Here is a 19,105-nt window from a genome sequence, read left to right on the forward strand (position 1 = left end):
AAAGCATTGCCACGCCGTTAAGCTTGGCCGTTTGATCCGCCCGTCCCTGTCCTCCAGAGAAAACCTCGCCATGACGCGTGCAACGCCCCTCCTCGCCGCCCTGACGCTGGCCCTGATCCTCACCGGCTGCAACAAGGGCGGCAAGCCCGACGAGGCCAAGGCCGCTGCAAAGACGGCCGCTCCCCTGCTGCTGGCGCCCGAGGACCTGCGTGAGGTCGGCCAGAGCGGCCTGATCGGCGCGCCCGTCATCACCGGCGCCATCCAGCCGGCGCGCCGTGCCGACCTGCGCGCCGAGGTGGCGGCCGTCGTGCTGCAGGTGGCCAAGGACAATGGCGAGCGCGTGCGCACGGGCGACCTCATCATCCGCTTGGACCCCACCGCCATCCGCGACAGCCTGACCTCCGCCGAGGAGGCGCTGCGCGCCGCCCAGCAGAGCTTTGAGCAGACCGAGCGCGTGCTGGCCCGCCAGCGCACGTTGAACCAGCAGGGCATGATTTCCATGCAGGGTCTTGAAGACGCCGAGGTGCGCCGCAACGCCGCCCAGAGCGAGCTGGCTGCTGCCAAGGCGCGCGCCGTGACCGCCCGCCAGCAGGTCTCGCGCACCGAGGTGAGGGCACCGTTCGACGGCGTGGTCAGCGAGCGCAAGACCTCCGTCGGCGACACCGTCCAGATCGGCCGCGAACTGGTCAAGGTCATCGACCCGGCTTCGATGCGCTTCGAGGGCCAGATCTCAGCCGACCGCCTGGGTGAGCTCAAGCTCGGCCAGCCGGTGGCCTTTCGCATCAACGGCTTCGGCGATGCCGAGTTCCGCGGCAAGCTGGCGCGCGTCGATGCCTCCGCCAACGCGACGACGCGCCAGGTCGAGGTCATCGCCGAGTTCAACGACCGCGCCAAGGCGCCGCAAGTGGCCGGCCTCTACGCCGAAGGCCGCGTCGAAAGCACTGATCGCAAGGCGCTGGTGCTGGCCGAGGGCTCGGTGCAGCGTCAGGGCGACGCCGCCTTCGTCTGGAAGGTCACCGGCAACCAGCTGAAGAAGGTGGCCGTGACGCTGGGCGAGCGCGACGACCGTCGCGGCGAGGTCGTCGTCGTCTCCGGACTGGCCCTGGGTGACCAGGTGCTGCGCGCCCCCACCGGCAACCTCACCGACGGCGCATCCGTGCAGCGGGTGGCAGCCGGGGCTGGCGCTGCGTCTGCCGTCGCCGCGGCGGCACCCACGCCCACCGCCAGCAAATAAGCAGGAGGTCCCCGATGTTCCTGTCCAACTTCAGCATCAGCCGGCCCGTCGCGACCGTCGTCATGGTCATCGGGCTGATGCTGGTGGGCCTGTTGGCGCTGTCCAAGCTCAAGGTCAACCAGTTTCCCGAGGTCGAGCCACCGGTGCTCGTCGTCAACATCACCTACCCCGGCGCCTCGCCCGAGACGGCCGAGCGCGAGGTCGTCAACCGCATCGAGAAGGCGCTGCAGAGCATCTCGGGCGTGGACCGCTCCAACTCCACGTCGCGCGAGGGCGGCGCCACCATCGTGCTGGTCTTCGACTTTTCGAAGAACATGATCGAGGCCGCCGATGAGGTGCGCAATGCCATCGCCACGGTTCGCTACAAGCTGCCCATCGAAATGCGTGAGCCCATCATCACGAGGGCAGATCCGGGCGCCCAGCCCATCCTGCAGCTGTCGCTGTCCAGCACGACGCTGACCCATGCCCAGCTCAGCCGCCTGGCCGAAGACAAGCTGGCCGAGCGCTTCCGCGGCATTGCCGGCGTGTCCACCGTCAGCGTCAACGGCGCGCTCAAGCGCGAGCTGTCCATCCTGCTGCGAGCCGAGAAGCTGCGCGAGTTCGGTGTGTCCGTCACCGAGGTGCTGAACGCCGTGCGCGCGCAGAATACGACGGCCCCGGTCGGCAAGGTGCGGGGCACGCTGGAAGACCAGAGCATCCGGCTGCTCGGTCGGCTGGAGTCGCCGAGCGAATTCGAGCAGATGATCATCAAGCGCAACGCCGGCCAGGTCATCCGCCTGGGCCAGGTGGCCGAGGTGCAGGACGGCTTTGCCGAGATGACCGGCTACAGCCTGCGCAACGGCCGGCCCAACGTCGGCATCTCCATCACGCGCTCGCGCGACGCGTCCACCGTCAGCGTCGCCAACGACTCGCGCAAGCTCGTCAAGGAGATCGAGAAGGAACTGCCCAAGGGTACGACGCTGGAGATCACGCAGGACGGCGGCAAGGACGCCGAGAACAGCCTACACAACGTCACCGATGCGCTGGTCTTCGGCGCGGCGCTGACCATCTTCGTTGTCTACGCCTTCCTGAACAGCTGGCGCTCGACGCTGATCACAGCGCTGTCGCTGCCGACCTCGGTGCTGGCCGCCTTCATTGCCGTCTGGCTGATGGGCTTCTCGCTGAATTTCATGAGCCTGCTGGGTTTGAGCCTGGCGATCGGCGTGCTCATCGACGACGCCATCGTCGTGCGAGAGAACATCGTGCGCCACATGGAGCGCGGCAGCGACCGCGTGACGGCGGCGCGCGAGGGCACGGCCGAGATCGGCCTGGCCGTCGCCGCGACCACCTTCGCCATCGTGGCGGTCTTCGTGCCCGTGGCCTTCATGGGCAATGGCCCCGGCCAGTGGTTCAAGCCCTTTGCGCTGACGGTCGTGGCCTCGGTCATCGTGTCCCTCATCATCAGCTTCACGTTGGACCCGATGCTGTCGGCCTACTGGGGTGATCCTCCGGGCTACCACGAGCAACCCAAGAAGGGCTTTTCCAAGCTGCTGGAACGCTTCAACCACTGGTTCGACGGCGTCGCCAACGGCTATGGCCACGTGATCGCCTGGGCGCTGCACCATCGCCGCTGGATGGCCGCCTTCGCGGTGCTGAGCTTCGTCGGCGCCATCACGCTGCAGGCCACGGTGGGGGGCTCCAGCTTCCTGCCGCAGGCCGACGCCGGCTTCCTGGCCATCGAGGTGCGCAGTCCGGCGTCCAGCAGCCTGGACTACTCCAAGCTCAAGCTCGACGCCGCCGCGGCCCTGGCCTCGACGATGAAGGAAACCAAGGCCACCACGGCCTACCCGAACGCCAGCGGCGGCCGCATCTATGTGGACATCGGCAAGAGCACCGAGCGCCAGCGGTCCGCCGCCCAGATCGCCAAGGAACTGCGCGAGAAGGTGTCCCGCCTCGTCGGCGCCGAGTACGTTGTGCTCGACGACCTGAACAACGGCGCGCAAAAGCCCGTTCAGATCCGCTTCTACGGCACCGACACGCGCAAGCTGCAGCAGATCACGCAGGACTTCCAGAAGACCATGGCGGGCATCAAGGGCGCGGTCGACATCGGCTACTCCGAGCAGGACCCGCAGAACGAACTGCAGATCGAGCTGGACCGGGGCCTGGCCAACCAGATGGGCATCTCGGTGAACGATGCCGCCCAGGCGCTGCGCGTGGCCTTTGCCGGCGTCGAGGCCGGCGACTGGGTCGACCCGACCGGCGAGACGCGCGACGTGTCCATCCGCCTGCACCCCAGCGACCGCGTGGACGCCGCCAACATCGAGCGCCTGCCCATCGCCGTGGCGGGCACCAACCGCATGGTGCCGCTGGACCAGATCGCCACCGTCACCATGGGCAAGGGCCCGGGCCAGATCCAGCACGGCGACGGCAAGCGCACCATCACGGTCAGCGCCAACGCCCAGGGCCGCTCGCCCGGCGAGATCACGTCCGAGGCCAAGAAGCTGGCCGAGAAGATCGAGTTCCCGCCCGGCTTCGGCATCGAGCTGGCCGGCGCGGCGCGCGACCAGCAGGTGGTGTTCACCGCCATGATCACCGCGCTGCTGTCCGGCATCGCGCTGATGTACTTCGTGCTGGTCATCCAGTTCAACAGCTTCACCGCGCCGCTGGGCGTGATGATGTCGCTGCCGCTGTCGCTGATCGGCGTCGTGCTGGCCCTCATCATCACCGGGGGCACGCTGAATCTGATGAGCCTGATCGGCGTCATCATGCTGATGGGCCTGGTGGCCAAGAACGCCATTCTGCTGCTGGACGCGACGCGCCAGGAGGAGGCGGCCGGCGTGGACCGCGAGGAGGCGCTGATGCATGCTGGCCGCAAGCGCTTCCGTCCCATCCTGATGACGACCCTGGCGTTGATCGCCGGCATGATGCCGGTGGCCATCGGAGTGGGCGAGGGCGGCGAGTTCTACCGCCCGATGGCCGTGGCCATCATCGGAGGCACCATCACGTCGACGCTGCTGACGCTGCTGATCGTGCCGACCTTCTACGACAGCATCGAGATCGCGCGCGACCACGCGCTGGCCAAGTTCCATCGCCGCACACCGCGCTTCACGATGGTCGGCGCCTTCGTGCTGACGCTGATCGAGGCCGTGCTGGCGCTGGTGATGGTTCGTTTCGTGTTCCGGATGCTGATGCGCGTGGTGCGTCGTCCGGCCACGCTGCTTCAGTGGCTGACGCTGGGTTTCGCCTTCAAAGCACCCGCCCGGGGTTGAGCAGGTCGAGCGGGTCCAGCGCCCGCTTGATCGCCCGCATCAGCGCAAGCGCCGTGGGGTCCTTGCGCTCAGCGAGTTCCTCGCGCTTGAGCCGGCCGATGCCGTGCTCGGCCGAGATCGAGCCGCCGAGGCGTTGCACGGCGTCGTAGACCTTCTCGTTGATCGCCGTCTCGTGCGCGGCCAGGAACTCAGCCGGCGCCACGCCGGCCGGCGCCTGCACGTTGTAGTGCAGATTGCCGTCGCCAAGATGCCCGAAGTCGATGACCTCGACGCCGGGCAAGTAGCTTGAAAGCAGGGCGTCCGTCTGCGCGACAAAGGCGGGAATAGCCGACACCGGCAGCGAGATGTCGTGCTTGATGTTCAGCCCCGCCTGGGCCTGCGCCAGCGGGATGGATTCGCGCAGATGCCAGAAGGCCTTGGCCTGCTGGATGTTCTGCGCAATGGCTGCGTCCAGCACGCAGCCGCGCTCGACGGCGGCCTCCAGCAGGCCCTCGAAGACACCGTGCGCATGCTCGGCGCTCTCGGCATCCGAGAGTTCCAGCAGCACCGTCCACGGTGCGCCGGGCAGGGGCTGGGCGAGTTGAGGCAGTTCGCGCGCGACGAGGGCCAGCGAGGCCTGGTTCATGACCTCGAAACCCGTCAGTGCATCGCCGGCTCGCTCGCGCGCCAGGCCGAGCAAGGAGACGGCGTCCTCCATTGAGGCGCAGGCGGCGAGGGCGGTCAGCCTGTCCTTGGGCTGCGGATAGAGCTTCATCGTCGCCGCGGTGATGACCCCCAGCGTGCCCTCGCTGCCGATGAAGAGGTCGCGCAGGTCGTAGCCGGTGTTGTCCTTGCGCAGGCCGCAGAGGCCCTGCCAGACCTCGCCGCTGGCAGTCACGACCTCCAGCCCCAGGCACAGCTCGCGCGCATTGCCGTAGCGCAGCACCTGGGTGCCGCCGGCATTCGTTGCCAGGTTGCCGCCCAGCGTGCAGGAGCCCTCGGCCGCGAGACTTAGCGGGAACAGCAGGCCCGCACCGGCCGCGGCTGCCTGCACCTCGGCCAGCACGCAGCCGGCTTCGGCAGTCAGACTGGCATTGGCCACGTCGATGGCGCGGATGCGCTTCATGCGCGACAGGCTCAGCACCAGCTGGCCGCCGCTGTCATCGGGCGTGGAGCCGCCGACGAGGCCGGTGTTGCCGCCCTGGGGCACGACGGCCACGCGGTGTTCATGACAGAGGCGCAGCACCGCCGCCACTTCGTCGGTCGACGCCGGCCGTGCGACCGCAAGCGCCTTGCCCGGATAGCGCTTGCGCCAGTCGTTCTCGTAGGCTGCGAGGCCGCCGCCGATCAGCAGCCCGGCGTCACCGAGCCGTTCGTGCAGGGCGTCGAGGAAGACGTTCATGCCGCCTTAGCCGCCGCCAGCCGCAGCCGGATCTGCGCCGTGCAGGCCGTGAAGGCGACCAAGCTCAACATGACTTCTCCCAACGCCAGCCATTGCCCGAGGCCACCCTCGCTGGTCGAACGCACCAGGCCCTCCAGCACATAGAGCCAGATGGCCAGCGCCACCCAGCGGTAGGTGTACATCCGGTAGCGCCACAGCCCGAGCGGCGCCGGCAGCAGCGGCAGCACCTTCAGCGCCAGCGTGCCGCGCCCGGTCGGCGCCAGCCACAGCTCCCACGCGAGGCACAGCAGGATCAGCGCGACGACACTGGCCAGCGCCAGGTTGCGTGACAGGCGCTCGTTGGCGCGCGGTTCGGTTCTTTCGGGGGCGGTGGGCATAGCTGCGGCATCATAGAAGCCATGTCCCTAACGCCGCCCACGCCCGACAACCCCGACGCGCCGCTCGCCCGCAACCCCATCGCCTTTGCGAGCGACTTCGTCACCGAGCTGCTGGCCTGGCCCTGGCTGCAGACGCTGCACACCTTCCGCCAGCGCTTCCGCGAGGAGAAGCTGGGCCTCACCGCCGGCAGCCTGACCTTCACGACGCTGATCTCGCTGGTGCCGCTGCTGACGGTGATGCTGGCCATCTTCACGGCCTTCCCGATGTTCTCCAGCTTTCAGGCCTCGCTGGAGCAGTACTTCCTGAAGAGCCTCATCCCGGCCAACATCGCCAAGCCGGTGCTGGGCGCGCTGACGCAGTTCGCGGCCAAGGCCAACAAGCTGGGCGTGGTGGGCCTGGTCTTCCTCGGCATCACGGCGCTGGCGCTGATGCTGACCATCGATCGCACGCTCAACGCCATCTGGCGCGTGCAGCGTCCGCGGCCCATGGCCCAGCGCGTGCTCGTCTACTGGGCCGCGCTGACACTGGGGCCGCTGCTGCTGGGTGGCAGCCTGACGTTGACGAGCTACGCGATCAGCGTCGGCCAGGGCTATCTGACGGCCATGCCGGCCAGCATGTCCACGGCCCTGGGCAGCGCCGACGTCGTACTGCTGGGCCTGGCGATCTCGGGCCTCTTTCACTACGTGCCCAACACCCATGTGCGCTGGCGCCATGCGCTGCTGGGCGGTACCTTCGTCTCCATCGGCTTCAGCCTGGCGAAGTCGCTGCTGGCCTGGTACGTCAAGCAGGTACCGACCTATTCGACGCTGTACGGTGCCTTCGCGACCGTTCCGGTCTTTCTGATCTGGGTCTACCTGGGCTGGGTCATCGTGCTGCTGGGCGCCATCCTGGCGGCCAACACGCCTGCACTGACGGGCCGGCTACATCTGCGGCCGGACGTGCCCGGCCAGCCCATGGCGCTGGCGCTGGAGGTGCTGCGCGAGCTCTGGCGGGTGCGCGAGGCCGGGCAGCGCGGCCTGCCGCATCTGGCCCTGGCCCGCGTGCTGCGCGTCGATCCGCTGCAGCTGGCGCCGGTCATCGACAAGCTGCAGGCCATGGACTGGATCGGCCTGCTGGAAGAGGATGGCGCCCAGCGCCTGGTGTTGCTGTGCGCGCCCGAGCGTGCACAGGCCGAGCCGCTGCTCGCCGCCTTCCTGGCCCAGCGCCAGGGCTTGCTGGCCAATCTGTGGGTGCAGGGCGACTGGGCCCAGCTGACGCTGGACCGGCTGCTTCTCACTGAGGCTGGAAGCCCCCGGCCTTGATGAGGCGGGCCCAGACGGCCGAGTAGGCCCGCTCGCGCGCGGCCAGCTGGGCCGAGCTCATCATGCCCACCGACAGGCCCAGCTCCGCCAACCGCGCCTTCACGCCGGGCTGGCCGATGACACCGGCCAGCGCGTTCGAGAAGCGCTCGACGACGGCGGGCGGCGTGCCGGCCGGCGCGAAGACGCCGTAGTAGGGCAGTTCCTCGAAGCCCGCGATGCCCAGTTCCGCGAAGGTCGGCACCTCGGGCAGCACGGCCTGGCGCTGCTGGCCCATGACGGCGACGATCTTCAGCTTCTTCTGCTGGTGATTGGCGATGAGGTCAGGCACCGAGCCCACGCCCGCGCTGATCTGGTTGCCCAGCATGTCGGCCATCATGGGCGCGCTGCCGCGGTAGGGCACGGCCAGCAGGTTCAGGCCATTCTTCTCGCCCAGCAGCTTGACGAGGAACTCCGGCACCGAGGCCGGCGCCGGCACGCCGACATTGCCCTGGCCGCCCTGCTTCTTCATCCAGGTCATGTACTCCGGCAGGCTGCCCGCGGGTGTACCTCCGGACAAAGCCAGGGCGTTGGCAAAGGTCGCGAAGCCCGCCACCGGCACGAAGTCTCGGGCCGGGTCGAAGCCGGGGTTCTTCAGCACCAGCGGCAGGATGGAGATGGTGTGGTCGTGGCTGACGAAAAAGGTCGTCCCGTCGGGTGTCGCCGTCTTCAGCGCCTGGGCCGCGATCTGACCGCCGGCGCCGGGCTTGTTCTCGACGAGGACCGTCGTGCCGAGGGAGGCCTGAAGCGCCTCGCCCAGCAGCCGCGCAATCGCGTCCGTGCCGCCACCGGCAGGGAAGCCGACGAGCAGGCGGATGGGCTTGTCCTGGGCCTGCGCGGCGTGGGGGAACAGTGGCAGGGCGGCCAGCGTGGCCAGGGTCGCGCGACGGTTGATCTGCATGCATGCCTCCTTGAGCGGAGGCTGCAGTCTACGGATGAAGAACCACCAGCAGCGCCGTCGCTGCCGACTTCGTGCCATTGCGGATGGCATGCGGCCCGTCCACCGCGTACCGCGCCGTCTCGCCGGCCTTGAGCTTGCTCGTCAGCCCTTGAGCGGTGACCTCCAGGCTGCCCGTCAGCACGCTCAGGTGCTCGCGGGAGCCGGGCTCGTGGGCTTGCGAATCCAGTACGCCGCCGGGCTGCACGCTGAGCTCGTACCACTCGAACTGCCCGGCCAGCTCGATGGGCCCCAGGATGCGCAGCTTGCACAGTCCGTCAGGGCTGGTCAGCCCCGGCGTGGCGTGGGCGGGCACCGTCTCGATGGCCGGCGTCGCGGCACGTTCGCCGCCCAGCAACTCGCCCATCTCCACACCCAGTGCATTCGCCAGCCGCCAGACCACGGCCACAGTGGGATTGGCCTGGTTGCGCTCGATCTGCGACAACATCGACTTGCTCACGCCGGCGCGCTTGGAGAGATCATCCAGCGACAGACCCCGGCTGCTGCGCAGGGCCTGCAGGGCAGCGCCCACGCGGGGCGGTTCGGTGTCCATGCTCATGCTTGACGTGGATAGACGTTTTTCAGATACTGCACGAAAGTTCGATATATCGAACAGGTTCAATTTACCGAATTGTGCACCAGGAGCGGCGCCATGAGCCAAGCCTTCTACCAACATCTGCAAGCTGAACTCGACGGCATCCGTGCCGCCGGCCTGTTCAAGTCCGAGCGCATCATCACGAGCCCCCAGGGCGCCGTCGTCAAGACGGCCGATGGCCGCGAGGTCATCAACCTTTGCGCCAACAACTACCTGGGCCTGTCGTCGCACCCCAAGGTCATCGAGGCCGCCCACGAGGCGCTGCGCACGCATGGCTTCGGCCTGTCGTCGGTGCGCTTCATCTGCGGCACGCAGGACCTGCACAAGGAGCTGGAGCAGCGCATCGCCCGCTTCGTCGGCTGTGAGGACGCCATCCTCTACGCCGCGGCCTTCGATGCCAACGGCGGCCTGTTCGAGCCGCTGCTGGGCGAGCAGGACGCCATCGTCAGCGACGCGCTCAACCACGCGTCCATCATCGACGGCATCCGCCTGTGCAAGGCCCAGCGCTGGCGCTACGAGCACAACAACCTCGACGACCTCGAGCGTTGCCTCAAGGAAGCCAAGGACAAGGGGGCCCGCTTCACTCTGGTGTTCACCGACGGCGTGTTCAGCATGGACGGCACCATCGCCCAGCTCGACAAGATCCGTGCTCTGTGCGACCGCTACGACGCGCTGCTGGGCATCGACGAATGCCATGCCAGCGGCTTCATGGGCAAGACCGGCCGCGGCACCGCCGAGTACCGCGGCGTGTTCGGCAAGATCGACATCATCACCGGCACTTTCGGCAAGGCCCTGGGCGGCGCGTCGGGCGGCTTCACAGCCGCGCGCAAGGAGGTTGTCGAACTGCTGCGCCAGCGCTCGCGCCCCTACCTGTTCAGCAACACCCTGGCCCCGGCCATTGCCGGCGCGTCGCTCGCCGTGCTGGACCTGCTGGAAGGCTCGACGGCCCTGCGCGACAAGCTCGAAGCCAACACTGCGTATTTCCGCGCGGCCATCCAGGCCGCCGGCTTCGAGATCAAGCCCGGTACCCATCCCATCGTGCCCATCATGGTCTACGACGCGGTGATGGCGCAGAAGCTCAGCGCGCGAATCCTGGAGCTGGGCATCTACGCCGTCGGCTTCTTCTTCCCTGTCGTGCCCAAGGGCCAGGCGCGCATCCGCGTGCAGATCTCGGCCGTGCACGAGCGCGACCATCTGGAGAAGGCCGTCGCCGCCTTCGCCCAGGCCGGCCGCGAGCTGGGGATCGTCAAATGAAGATCCTCATCATTGGCGCCAATGGCCAGATCGGCACCGAGCTGGCGACGGAGCTGGCCAGGCTGCATGGCAACGACGCCGTCATCACCAGCGACCTCGCCCCCAAGGGCCGGGTGCCCGCGCTTCAGCACGAGGCCCTGGATGTGACCGATGCCGGCGCACTGGCTACGGTCGTCAAGCGCCACAAGATCACGCAGGTCTACCACCTCGCCGCGGCGCTGTCGGCCAACGGCGAGAAGCACCCGATGTGGGCCTGGGACCTGAACATGAAGGGCCTGCTGAACGTGCTGGAGCTGGCCCGGCACGAGAAGCTGGACAAGATCTTCTGGCCCAGCTCGATTGCCGCCTTCGGCCCCAACACGCCGGCCGTCGACACGCCGCAGACGACCGTGATGGACCCGACGACGGTCTACGGCATCTCCAAGCTCGCCGGCGAGCGCTGGTGCGACTGGTACCACGCCAAGCACGGCGTGGACGTGCGCAGCCTGCGCTACCCCGGCCTCATCAGCTGGAAGACGCCGCCGGGGGGCGGCACGACGGACTACGCCGTGGAGATCTTCCATGCCGCCATCAAGGAGGGCCGCTACACCTGTTTCCTGCAGGAAGACCAGGCCCTGCCGATGATGTACATGCCCGATGCGCTGCGCGCCACCATCGAGCTGATGAACGCGCCGGCCAAGGTAGTCAAGCAGCGTGGTAGCTACAACCTCGCCGGCGTCAGCTTCACGCCGCAGTGCATTGCCGCTTCCATTCGCCGCCGCCTGCCCGGCTTCACGATGGACTGCGTGCCCGACTTCCGCCAGGCCATCGCCGCCAGTTGGCCGCAACGCATCGACGACAGCCACGCCCAGGCCGACTGGGGTTGGCGGCTGCAGTACGACCTGGACGCCATGGTCGACGATATGCTGTCGAATCTGACCCGCGAGCTGAAGCCGGCCTGAAAGTCGACGGACAGCCGGGGCTGCTAGGCTGGCGGCATGAAGTCTGTCGTTGCAGTTGTCGCCGCCGGGGCCCTGGCCCTGCCCGTGTTCGCCCAGCCCATCGAGCCGGAGCCCGAAAGCCAGGCTGCGCGCTACCTGCTCGGGGTGTCGGTGGCCAGCCGGCCCGAGTACGACGGCGCCAGCACGCGCCAGACCAAGCTCAAGCCGCTTTGGGCCTTCCAGTGGGGGCGCTGGCGCATCAGCACCTCTGGCGGCAGCGCCATCCTCGGCTTCGGCCGCGATGCCGGCGGCGCCGGCGCCAGCACCTTGCTGATCGATACCAACAAGCTGCACCTGGGCGTGGCGCTGCGTGTGGACAGTGGCCGCAGCAGCGGCGACTCCACCACCACCCAGGGCCTGCCCGACGTTAAGCGCACGCTGCGCGCGCGGCTTTATGCCAACTACAGCCTGGCCGCCGACTGGAACCTCGGCGCGAGCCTTTCGCAAGACCTGCTCGGCCGCAAGGGCGGGTTCACGGCCGGGGTCGATCTCGGCTGGCGCTTCTACCGCAGCCCGACGCTGGAATGGGCCAGCGGGGTCGGCGTCTCGGCGGGCAATGCCACCAACCTGCGCAGCTACTTCGGGGTGCCGGAATCAGCCGTCGCCACGAGTGGCAAGCCAGCCTACGAGCCGGGCGCGGGCCTGCGTGACATGCATGCCGGCGTGAGCTTCACGCGGCCGCTGTCCAAGCACTGGTTCGCCTTCGGCGGTGCCGGCGCCAGCCGGCTGCTCGGTCCGGCCGCGGACAGCCCGCTCACGCAGCAGCGCAACGGAACCTACGCCAACTTCGGCATCGCCTGGCGCAACTAGAGCTTGACCCGTCCGCGCCAGATGTCGGCGTACATCACCCAGTCGCCGATGAAGCTGTAAAGCGGGTACTTGAAGGTGGCCGGCCGGTTCTTTTCGAAGAAGAAGTGCCCGACCCAGGCGAAGCCGTAGCCGCACAGCAGACCGTACAGCAGCCACGCCAGCGCACCCGTTGTGAACAGCTGCCACAGGCAGACCAGCACCAGCGTCGAGCCGACAAAGTGCAGGCGGCGGCAGACGGTGTTGCTGTGCTCGCCGAGGTAGAAGGGGTAGAAGTCGGCGAAGCTGGAAAAACGGTCGGTGCTCATGCGCCGATTCAAGCGCGGGTTGGGCCCGAGCGGCAAGCGGGCTTGCCCTGGCAACAATGAACCGATGAGCGCTGCTGCCGCCGCCGAATTCGAGGTCGCCATCCTTGGCGCCGGCATGTCCGGCCTGTGCATGGCCATCCAGCTGCAGCGCGCCGGCGTCCAGGATTTCGTCATCGTCGAGAAGTCCGCCGGCATCGGTGGCACCTGGTGGGACAACCGCTACCCCGGCGCCCAGGTGGACGTACCGGCACCGGCCTACAGCTTCAGCTTCGCGCCCAACCCGCACTGGACGCACCGCTTCGCCGACGCGCCCGAGATCCATGCCTACCAGCAGCGCCTGGTGGCGCAGCACGGCCTGCCGCCGCGCATCCGGCTCGGCCACGCCGTCGTCGATGCCAGCTTCGACGCGGAGGCCGGCCGCTGGCGGCTGACGCTGGACGACGGCAGCGTCATCGGTGCGCGCTTCTTCGTCTGCAGCATGGGGCCGCTGAGCCGGCCGCGCTGGCCCGACATCCCGGGCCTGGCGAACTTCAGCGGCCAGTTGCTGCACACGGCGCGCTGGCCTGCAGGTGCCGATCTGGCCGGCCAGCGCATCGGCGTCATCGGCACGGGTTCAACCGCGTCGCAACTGGTGCCCGCCATGGCGCCCGTGGCGGCGCGTCTGACGCTGTTCCAGCGCACGCCAAACTGGGTCCTGCCGCGCATCGACAGGCGCTACGGCGCCCTCGACCGTTGGCTGATGCGGCTGCCGGGCTACGCGGCGCTGACCCGCCGCGCCTGGACGCAGGTGCTGGAAATGGGCCGACGCGGGTTTGACGACGGCACGCTGGCCCGGCGCCTGATGACGAGCGCCGCCACCGGCCATCTGCGCCGTCAGGTGGCCGATCCGGCGCTGCGTGCGCGGCTGACGCCGGGCTATCCGCTGGGCTGCAAGCGCATCATCTATTCCAACGACTACTTCCGCGCGCTGGCGCTGCCGCAGTCCGAACTGGTGACAGTGCCCATCCGCACCGTTACGGCCGCCGGTGTGCTGACCGAGGACGGGCGCGAGCACGCGCTCGACACGCTGGTCTGCGCGACCGGCTTCGATACCGCGAGACCTTTGGCCGGCCTGCGCATCACCGGCCTGGGCGAGCAGACGCTGGACGAGGCCTGGCGCGCCGGACCGAGCGCCTATTTCGGCCTGACGGTGCCGGGCTTTCCCAACTTCTTCCTGACGCTAGGCCCCAACACCGGCACGGGGCATACCTCGACGCTGCTCTTCATCGAGCCGCAGGTGGCGCATGTGCTGGCCTGCATGCGGCGCGTGCGGCGCGAGGGGCGGCGCTGGATCGGCGTGCGGGCCGACGCCGCCGCTGCGCAGGATGCGGCCGTGCAGAAGCGCCTGGCAGGCTCGGTGTGGAGCCACTGCAGCTCCTGGTATCGCGACGAGCGCGGCCGCATCTTTGCGATCTGGCCGGGCATGACGGCGGAGTACCAGCGGGCCGTGAGCGCCCCCGATGCAGAGGCCTACGAGCTGGGCTGAAACGCGCTGCGCAGCGCGGCCAGCATCGCGTCCGGCGCCTCGGCCATGATCTCGTGGCCGGCCGGCAGGCGATGCACGCGTGGCTTCAGCCAGGCTTGCAGCAGCGCTGTCTGCTTGGGCGAGGTCATCTGGTCCATCGCGCCGAGGACAAGCGTGACCGGGCATGCCACGCGGGCCGCGGCGGCCTCGGCGTTGGCATAGGCGTCGCAGAGCTTGAAGTCGTGCTCGAAGAGGTTCAGCGCCGGCTGCCGCGCCTGGATGCGGCGCTTCAGCGCCGTCGCGCCGCCGCGCAGCCAGGCGCCCGGGCCGGGGTAGCTGGGCTTGGCGCTGGGCAGCGAATGCGAAAAGGCCGTGACCATCTCGATGGCCTGCTGCGGCCGCTCGCGCGCCGTCGTCAGCAGCGCGTCGGACACCTTCATCGGGTAGGCCGTGCCGACCATGACGAGGGTCGTGGCGCGCTCGGCCGCTTCCAGCGCGATCAGCGATCCCATGCTGTGGCCCACCAGCGCGGCCTTGGTCACGCCGGCGGCGTCCAGCAGCCGGTGCAGCCACTGGCCCAGGGCCTCGACGCTGGCCAGCGGCAGGCCGCCGCTGCGGCCATGGCCGGGCAGATCCACGGCCAGCACGCTGTAGCCGTGGTGGGCGCACCAGCGCGCCAGCAGGGTCCAGACGCTGTGGTCGTTCAGCGCGCCGTGGATGAAGACGACGCAGGGCAGGGCGGCGTCGAAGGGCTTGCCGCCGGTGTAGGCATAGGCCTCGTGGCCGTTGACGATGAGCTTCATGCCCCAGCCCCCAACTTCGTCGCAGTCTTCAAGGCGCGCTTGAGGTCTTCGATGAGGTCGGCCGGGTCTTCCAGGCCGATGGACAGGCGGATGGTGCCGGGGCCGATGCCGGCTTGGCGCAGCGCCGCGTCATCCATGCGGAAGTGGGTCGTGCTGGCCGGGTGGATGACGAGGGACTTGGCATCGCCGACGTTGGCCAGGTGCGAGAAGAGCTTGAGCGACTCAATGAAGGTGCGGCCCTGTTCGCGGCTGCCCTGGAGGTCGAAGGAGAACACGGCACCGGCGCCGCGGGGAAGCAACTGCTGGGCGAGGGCGTGGTCGGGGTGGGTGGCGAGGCCGGGATAGCCGACCTTCTGGACCAGCGGCTGCGCTGCCAGGAACTCGGCGACGGCCTGGGCGTTGGCGACATGCCTTTGCATTCGCAGCGGCAGCGTCTCCAGCCCCTGCAGCATCAGCCAGGCGGTGTGAGGGCTCATGCAGGCGCCGAAGTCGCGCAAGCCCTCGCGGCGCGCGCGCAACAGGAAGGCGCCAATGGTGCTCTCCTCGCTGAACACCATGCCGTGGAAGCCGTCATAGGGTTCGCACAGGGTCGCAAAGCGGCCGCTCTGGGCGTGCGCCGCGTCCCAGTCGAAGCTGCCGGCGTCCACCAGCACGCCGCCGACGACAGTGCCGTGGCCGCAGAGGAACTTGGTGGCCGAGTGGTAGACCAGATCGGCACCCAGCTCGGCCGGGCGCTGCAGATAGGGCGTCGTGAAGGTGGCGTCCACCAGCAACGGCAGGCCAGCCTCATGGGCGATCGAGCTGACGGACGGGATGTCCAGCACGTCAAGCCCCGGATTGCCCAGCGACTCGCCGAACAGCAGCCGCGTCTCGGGTCGGATGGCCGCGCGCCAGGCATCCAGATCACGCGGATTCACGAATGTCGTCTCGATGCCGAAACGCTTCAACGTGTAGTGCAACAGGTTGTGGCTGCCGCCGTACAGCGCCGTGCTGGCGACGACATGACCGCCCGCGCCCATCAGCGTGCAGATGGCCAGGTGCAGGGCTGCCTGGCCGCTGGCCGTGGCAATCGCACCGACGCCGGCGTCAAGCGCCGCCATGCGTTCCTCGAAGACGGCCGTCGTCGGGTTGGACAGGCGGCTGTAGACATGGCCGGAGCGCTCCATGTTGAACAGCGAAGCCGCGTGCTCCGAGTTCTCGAAGACGAAGGAGGTGCTGAGATGCAGCGGTGTCGCCCGCGCGCCGGTGCCCGGATCGGGCGTGGCGCCGGCATGCAAAGCTAGGGTGTCGAAGCCCGGCATGGTGTTTTTCATGGTGTGGAGTCGCGGGGATTGTGTGCTATGTTGGCTGGCAGTTTTCCCATGGAGGTCCCCATGAAAGTCGTCGATATCCTGCGTGTCAAAGGCGGCACCTTGTTCACCGTGTCGCCGGACCAGCCGCTGAAGGACGCCATCGACGTGATGGCCGAGCGCGACATCGGCTCTCTGGTGGTCATGGACCATGGCGACCTGGTCGGCATGCTGACCTTCCGCGAGGTCATCCAGGCCGTCGTCAAGAACAGCGGCGCCGTGGGCGCGACCATCGTGCGCACCGTCATGGACGACGCGCCGCTGACCTGCACGCCCGAGACCGAGATCGACGAGGTGCGCCGCATGATGCTGGGGCGGCATGCGCGCTACATGCCGGTCATGAACGGCCGCACGCTGATGGGCGTCATCTCCTTCTACGACGTCGCCAAGGCCGTCGTCGACAGTCAGGACTTCGAGAACCGCATGCTCAAGGCCTACATCCGCGACTGGCCGGTCGAGGAAAACCCCGCCGAGGCCGAGCCGAAGCTCTGAGATTCGCAACCCGACAAGGCGGCCTTGCGAGGCCGCTTTTGCTTTTGATGGCCGCCTAAAATTCAGCCCATATGTCAGGCAGCACCTTCGGCGAACTCTTCCGCGTCACCAACTTCGGCGAAAGCCATGGCCCGGCCATCGGCTGTGTCATCGACGGCTGCCCGCCGGGCCTGCAGCTCAGCGAGGCCGACATCCAGCCCGAGCTGGACCGCCGCCGCCCTGGCACCAGTCGGCATGTGACCCAGCGCAACGAGCCGGACCAGGTCAGGATCCTGTCCGGCGTCTACGAGGGCGTCACGACCGGCACGCCCATCTGCCTGCTGATCGAGAACACCGACCAGCGCAGCAAGGACTACGGCAACATCCTCGACACTTTCCGCCCCGGCCACGCCGACTACACCTACTGGCGCAAGTACGGCGTGCGCGACCCGCGCGGCGGCGGCCGCTCGTCGGCGCGACTGACGGCGCCCATGGTCGGCGCCGGCGCGGTGGCCCGCAAATGGCTGCGCGAGAAGTTCGGCACCGAGTTCCGCGGCTGCATGACCCAGCTTGGCGAGGTCGAGATTCCGTTCGAAGGCTGGGAGCATGTCGGCCAGAACCCCTTCTTTGCGGCCAACGCCAGCAAGATCGCGGCGCTGGAGGACTACATGGACGCGCTGCGCAAGGCCGGTGACTCGGTCGGTGCGCGCATCCGCGTCGAGGCGACCGGCGTGCCGGTGGGTCTGGGCGAGCCGCTGTTCGACAAGCTCGATGCCGACATCGCCTACGCGCTGATGGGCATCAACGCCGTCAAGGGCGTGGAGATCGGCGCCGGTTTCGGCGTCGTCGCTCAGAAGGGCACCGAGCATGGCGACGAGTTGACGCCGCTGGGCTTCGCCAGCAACAACTCGGGCGGCATGCTGGGTGGCATCTCCACCGGCCAGGACATAGTGGCCAGCATCGCCATCAAGCCCACCAGCTCCATCCGCAGTCCCAAGGCCAGCATCGACCGTGCCGGCAACCCGTCGGTGGTGGAAACCTTCGGCCGCCACGACCCCTGCGTGGGCATCCGCGCCACGCCCATCGCCGAGGCCATGCTGGCCCTGGTGCTGATGGACCATGCCCTTCGTCATAGGGCGCAGTGCGGCGACGTGGCCCTGCCCACCGACCCCATCGCTGCAGCTCGTCCGCTCTGAGCGGCAGTTCGTCGCCACCTGCGCCGGGCTGATCGCCAGCCGGTGCAGCTCAGCCCCCGCAAACCGCGTTTCGTCACAAGCCCGCTGCGCCGTCAGACCTTGATTTCTAGACTGCAAAGGTCTCGAAACTGAAGGTGTCTGGGGGAGTCATGCGCAAGTCTGTGAAGCTGGGCGGCATTGCCGCTGTGGTGCTGTTGATTGGTGGCGCTGGCGTGGCCGTCATGGCCAGCAAGGGCGACGGCCCCAAGAAGCCGGGTGACGAGAAGGCCAAGCCGGCGCTGGAGTTCGTTGCCAGCGAGGTCGTCAAGCCGACGCTGGCGGCCATGCCGGCCCTGATCGAATTCAGCGGCCCGCTGGTGGCGCCGGGCACGGTGGTCGTGCGCGCCAAGTCCAACGGCACCCTGCTCAGTCTTGCCGTCGGCGAGGGCAGTCGTGTGAAGGCAGGCCAGGCGCTGGGTCAGGTCGACCTCGAAGAGCTGCGCTACCGCATCGCCGAGCGCGGCGCCAGCGTGGAGGCCATGCGGGCCCAGATGGAGCAGGCCGAGCGCAGCTACAAGGCCAACGAGGGATTGGCGGCGAAGAACTTCATTGCCCAGACTGCGCTGGACAACTCGCGCGCCGCCTACGAGTCGGCCCGCGCCAACTGGAATGCCGCCAAGGCCCAGCTCGACACCAGCCAGGTCACTATGCGCCAGGCCGGCCTCGTGTCGCCCATCAATGGCGTCGTGGCCAAGCGCCATGCGCTGCCGGGCGAGAAGCTGGCCGCCGAACAGCAGATCCTGACCATCGTCGACCTGGCCAGGCTGGAGCTGGCCGGCCTCGTCGGTACCCACGAGGTGAGCCGCCTGCAGCCGGGCATGGCCGTGCAGGTGAAGGTCGAGGGCGTGGACCAGCCGGTCGAGGCCAAGATCGCCCGCATCGCGCCGTCCGCCGAGCCGGGCACGCGTTCCATCGGTGTGACGCTGGTGCTGGACAACCCCAGGGAGCTCTACCGCGCAGGCCAGTACGCCGTGGCCAAGGTGGTGCTGGCCGACGACACCCAGCGCCTGACCGTGCCCATGGCCGCCATCAGCCGCAACTCCGGTCAGGAGCAGGTCTGGATGATCGAGGGCGGCGCACTGGTGCGCCGCATCGTGACCACCGGCCGGAGCGACGCCCGCGAAGGCCGCGTCGAGATCCTGAACGGCCTCAAGCCCGAGGCGCAGGTGCTGGCCGCGCGCTTCGACAACCTGCGTGAGGGCGACAAGGCCAGCATCGTGGCCGCCAAGTCGGCCAAGGTGGCCAGCGCCGCTTCGGCGCCTGTGCAGCAGTAAGGAGCGCGCC

Annotated in this window: 17 protein-coding genes; 10 read left to right on the plus strand and 7 right to left on the minus strand. The window is 68.6% G+C overall.

The features are described from left to right. Positions 1–70 precede the first annotated feature (70 nt). Together AC07VX_RS07520 and AC07VX_RS07525 are read left to right on the plus strand one after the other, a co-directional pair. Positions 71–1,234: an efflux RND transporter periplasmic adaptor subunit gene (locus AC07VX_RS07520; RefSeq protein ID WP_493164127.1), complete on the plus strand. Its 1,164-nt coding sequence runs from the start codon at positions 71–73 to the stop codon at positions 1,232–1,234. Between the two features lie 14 nt (positions 1,235–1,248). Further along, complete coding sequence (locus AC07VX_RS07525; RefSeq protein ID WP_493164128.1) at positions 1,249–4,482, plus strand: efflux RND transporter permease subunit; 3,234 nt, start codon at positions 1,249–1,251, stop codon at positions 4,480–4,482. On the opposite strand, the gene AC07VX_RS07530 is transcribed toward AC07VX_RS07525, so the two are convergent. Both AC07VX_RS07530 and AC07VX_RS07535 read right to left on the minus strand, forming a co-directional pair. Continuing rightward, positions 4,460–5,863, minus strand: coding sequence for an FAD-binding oxidoreductase (locus tag AC07VX_RS07530; RefSeq protein WP_493164129.1), 1,404 nt, complete (start codon positions 5,861–5,863; stop codon positions 4,460–4,462). The two genes, AC07VX_RS07525 and AC07VX_RS07530, sit on opposite strands and share 23 nt — an antisense overlap. Next, the gene (locus AC07VX_RS07535) at positions 5,860–6,240 is read right to left on the minus strand and encodes a DUF2069 domain-containing protein (RefSeq protein WP_493164130.1); all 381 of its coding nucleotides are present in this window, start codon (positions 6,238–6,240) and stop codon (positions 5,860–5,862) included. The genes AC07VX_RS07530 and AC07VX_RS07535 overlap by 4 nt, the downstream gene beginning before the upstream one ends. Before the next feature lie 21 nt (positions 6,241–6,261). Here AC07VX_RS07535 and AC07VX_RS07540 point away from each other — a divergent pair, with 21 nt between their 5' ends. Beyond that, positions 6,262–7,542 carry a YihY family inner membrane protein gene (locus AC07VX_RS07540; protein ID WP_493164131.1) on the plus strand — a complete coding sequence of 427 codons (1,281 nt, stop codon included), beginning with the start codon at positions 6,262–6,264 and terminating at the stop codon, positions 7,540–7,542. On the opposite strand, the gene AC07VX_RS07545 is transcribed toward AC07VX_RS07540, so the two are convergent. Then, a complete protein-coding gene (locus AC07VX_RS07545) occupies positions 7,514–8,479 on the minus strand; it encodes a Bug family tripartite tricarboxylate transporter substrate binding protein (RefSeq protein WP_493164132.1) in 966 nt (321 codons plus the stop codon). The two genes, AC07VX_RS07540 and AC07VX_RS07545, sit on opposite strands and share 29 nt — an antisense overlap. Before the next feature lie 28 nt (positions 8,480–8,507). After that, positions 8,508–9,068 carry a helix-turn-helix domain-containing protein gene (locus tag AC07VX_RS07550; RefSeq protein WP_493183877.1) on the minus strand — a complete coding sequence of 187 codons (561 nt, stop codon included), beginning with the start codon at positions 9,066–9,068 and terminating at the stop codon, positions 8,508–8,510. 99 nt (positions 9,069–9,167) lie between these two features. Here AC07VX_RS07550 and kbl point away from each other — a divergent pair, with 99 nt between their 5' ends. From kbl to AC07VX_RS07565, 3 genes are read left to right on the plus strand one after another with little or no spacing between them, the layout of a single operon-like run. Then, entirely contained in the window at positions 9,168–10,364 is a 1,197-nt protein-coding gene (gene kbl / locus AC07VX_RS07555; protein ID WP_493164134.1) for a glycine C-acetyltransferase, read from the plus strand. Further along, a complete protein-coding gene (locus tag AC07VX_RS07560; RefSeq protein ID WP_493164135.1) occupies positions 10,361–11,305 on the plus strand; it encodes an NAD-dependent epimerase/dehydratase family protein in 945 nt (314 codons plus the stop codon). Before kbl ends, AC07VX_RS07560 begins: the two co-directional genes overlap by 4 nt. 36 nt (positions 11,306–11,341) lie before the next feature. Then, positions 11,342–12,154, plus strand: a complete 813-nt coding sequence (locus AC07VX_RS07565; RefSeq protein WP_493164136.1) for a MipA/OmpV family protein — start codon at positions 11,342–11,344, stop codon at positions 12,152–12,154. Here the strand turns inward: AC07VX_RS07565 and AC07VX_RS07570 are convergent. Continuing rightward, complete coding sequence (locus AC07VX_RS07570) at positions 12,151–12,459, minus strand: Mpo1-like protein (RefSeq protein ID WP_493164137.1); 309 nt, start codon at positions 12,457–12,459, stop codon at positions 12,151–12,153. The genes AC07VX_RS07565 and AC07VX_RS07570 overlap by 4 nt on opposite strands. 64 nt (positions 12,460–12,523) lie before the next feature. Between AC07VX_RS07570 and AC07VX_RS07575 the strand changes: the two genes are divergently transcribed. Continuing rightward, a complete protein-coding gene (locus AC07VX_RS07575) occupies positions 12,524–13,984 on the plus strand; it encodes a flavin-containing monooxygenase (protein ID WP_493164138.1) in 1,461 nt (486 codons plus the stop codon). Here AC07VX_RS07575 and AC07VX_RS07580 read toward each other — a convergent pair. Together AC07VX_RS07580 and AC07VX_RS07585 are read right to left on the minus strand one after the other, a co-directional pair. Continuing rightward, on the minus strand, positions 13,969–14,766 hold the full coding sequence (locus AC07VX_RS07580; RefSeq protein WP_493164139.1) for an alpha/beta fold hydrolase: 798 nt from the start codon (positions 14,764–14,766) through the stop codon (positions 13,969–13,971). The genes AC07VX_RS07575 and AC07VX_RS07580 overlap by 16 nt on opposite strands. Continuing rightward, on the minus strand, positions 14,763–16,079 hold the full coding sequence (locus tag AC07VX_RS07585) for an O-acetylhomoserine aminocarboxypropyltransferase (RefSeq protein ID WP_493164140.1): 1,317 nt from the start codon (positions 16,077–16,079) through the stop codon (positions 14,763–14,765). The genes AC07VX_RS07580 and AC07VX_RS07585 overlap by 4 nt, the downstream gene beginning before the upstream one ends. 60 nt (positions 16,080–16,139) lie before the next feature. Here AC07VX_RS07585 and AC07VX_RS07590 point away from each other — a divergent pair, with 60 nt between their 5' ends. From AC07VX_RS07590 to AC07VX_RS07600, 3 genes are all read left to right on the plus strand, one after another. Continuing rightward, on the plus strand, positions 16,140–16,607 hold the full coding sequence (locus AC07VX_RS07590) for a CBS domain-containing protein (protein ID WP_493164141.1): 468 nt from the start codon (positions 16,140–16,142) through the stop codon (positions 16,605–16,607). Positions 16,608–16,678: 71 nt separating this feature from the next. Beyond that, positions 16,679–17,782 carry a chorismate synthase gene (gene aroC, locus AC07VX_RS07595; RefSeq protein WP_493164142.1) on the plus strand — a complete coding sequence of 368 codons (1,104 nt, stop codon included), beginning with the start codon at positions 16,679–16,681 and terminating at the stop codon, positions 17,780–17,782. Between the two features lie 149 nt (positions 17,783–17,931). Continuing rightward, positions 17,932–19,095: an efflux RND transporter periplasmic adaptor subunit gene (locus AC07VX_RS07600; protein ID WP_493164143.1), complete on the plus strand. Its 1,164-nt coding sequence runs from the start codon at positions 17,932–17,934 to the stop codon at positions 19,093–19,095. The last annotated feature ends 10 nt before the right edge of the window (positions 19,096–19,105 follow it).

This window comes from Roseateles sp. GW821-FHT03B02 (assembly GCF_059421025.1).